The following is a 2,113-nucleotide window of genomic DNA, read 5'->3' on the forward strand; positions in this document are numbered from 1 at the left end:
CTCAGCTTTCTCGGTCGGGGCCGAATGGACAACCTCCTGAAGGCTCACAGCTAGAGCAGATAAGGCAAATTGTGAGGTGTAACCAGAAGTCGGCGCGATGGGAGAGATCAAGTCTGCGGCGACCGGAAATTGGGGGAGCATATGAGCGACAGCCGATGGCAGTCCCGGGAGGCCGGCGTCACGAGTTATGACGGGTTCTTTGCCGACGCCATCGCGCGCCTGCAGGAGGAGCGGCGCTACCGGGTCTTCGCGGACCTCGAGCGGATCGCAGGCCGATTCCCCCATGCCGTGTGGCACTCCCCGCAAGGACCGAAGGACGTCATCATCTGGTGCTCCAACGACTATCTCGGGATGGGACAACACCCGAGGGTCGTCGCAGCCATGATCGAAGCGGCGACCCGGATGGGGACCGGGGCTGGCGGAACGCGCAACATCGCTGGCACCAATCATCCGCTGGTCGAACTCGAGGGCGAGCTCGCTGACCTCCACGGCAAAGAGGCGGCGCTGGTCTTCACGTCCGGCTATGTCTCGAACCAGACAGGTATCTCGACCATCGCCAAGCTGGTCCCCGATTGTCTGATCCTGTCCGATGCCCTCAACCACAATTCGATGATCGAGGGCATTCGCCAGTCCGGCACGGAGAAATGCATCTTCCGCCACAACGACGTCGATCATCTCGAGGAATTGTTGAAGACGGCGGGTCCGGATCGTCCAAAACTCATCGTCTTCGAAAGTCTCTATTCGATGGGCGGCGACGTCGCGCCAATCAATCGCATTTGCGATATCGCCGATCGTTACGGCGCGATGACCTATCTCGACGAGGTCCATGCCGTGGGCATGTACGGCCCTCGCGGCGCCGGCATCGCCGCGCGCGACGGCGCCATGAACCGGATAGACGTGATCGAAGGCACGCTCGCCAAGGCCTTCGGCTGCCTCGGCGGCTATATCACGGGAAGCGCTGTGCTGATCGATGCGGTCCGTTCCTATGCTCCAGGTTTCATCTTCACCACCGCGTTGCCACCGGCTATCTGCGCCGCCGCCACGGCGGCGATCCGGCATCTGAAAACTTCCGAGGGGGAGCGCTCGCGCCAGCAGGACCGCGCAAGACGGGTCAAGGCGGCGCTGACTGCGGCGGGCCTGCCGGTCATGCTGAGCGACACGCACATCGTTCCCGTGGCGGTCGGCGATCCGGCGAAGTGCAAGGCGGCGAGCGACCTTCTGCTGAGCGAGCACGGCATCTATATCCAACCGATCAACTATCCGACCGTGGCGAAGGGAACCGAGCGGCTACGCATTACGCCCACACCCTGCCATGACGAGACCATGATAGATCGCCTCGCTGTGGCTCTGGACGACGTCTGGAATCGGCTGGGGCTGCCAAGGGACGATTTCGCCTGAGCGGCTGAATGAAGCCGTGTCGTCATCCGACACGATTCCTCGAAGATATTAGTCTTAAGGATCAAGGAAATGTCTGCCAAGGAAATCATGTTCTCGTTCGAGGCTCGCGACAGAATGCTGCGCGGCATTGACACCCTGGCGAATGCGGTGAGGGTCACGCTTGGCCCTCGGGGGCGCAATGTCGCGATCGGCAGCGAGCACGGTGCGCCGCGGGTCACCAAGGACGGCGTGACGGTCGCCAGGGAAATCGAACTCGACAACAAGTTCGAGAACATGGGCGCCCAGATGGTGCGCGAGATCGCAACAAAAACCTCCTATCAGGCCGGCGACGGCACGACTACCGCGGTCGTGCTCGCGCATGCGATCGCCCGGGAGGGCGCCAAGGCGGTGGCCGCCGGCATGAATCCCATGGACCTGAAGCGCGGCATCGATCTCGCAGTCGAAGCCGTCGTCGCGGAACTCAAAAACAACGCCACGAAGGTCACCTCGAACGTCGAGATTGCGCAAGTCGGCACCATCTCGGCCAACGGCGACCGGGAGATCGGCCGCTGCCTCGCCGACGCCATGAAGAGGGTCGGCAATGACGGCGTGATCACTGTCGAGGACGGGACGTCGCTCGAAACCGAACTCGAATTCGTCGAGGGCATGCAGTTCGACCGAGGCTATATCTCGCCCCGTTTCATCACCAATCGCGCAAAGATGCGGGTCGAGATGC

General features: G+C 62.3%; 2 protein-coding genes. Both read left to right on the forward strand.

Annotated features, from left to right (window positions below; all coding sequences use genetic code 11):
- Window positions 1–141 precede the first annotated feature (141 nt).
- Window positions 142–1,398 carry a 5-aminolevulinate synthase gene (hemA, locus tag E5X88_RS33420; RefSeq protein WP_292168532.1) on the forward strand — a complete coding sequence of 419 codons (1,257 nt, stop codon included), beginning with the start codon at window positions 142–144 and terminating at the stop codon, window positions 1,396–1,398.
- A 69-nt stretch (window positions 1,399–1,467) separates the two neighbouring features.
- On the forward strand, window positions 1,468–2,113 hold a 646-nt coding region (locus tag E5X88_RS33425; RefSeq protein WP_292168533.1), incomplete at its 3' end, for a TCP-1/cpn60 chaperonin family protein.

The organism is Mesorhizobium sp. (assembly GCF_004962245.1).
Lineage (GTDB): Bacteria > Pseudomonadota > Alphaproteobacteria > Rhizobiales > Rhizobiaceae > Mesorhizobium.

Bases quoted from the DNA above. Each gene is read 5' to 3' on its own strand.
- hemA (WP_292168532.1), top strand. From the start codon at position 142: ATGAGCGACAGCCGATGGCAGTCCCGGGAGGCCGGCGTCACGAGTTAT.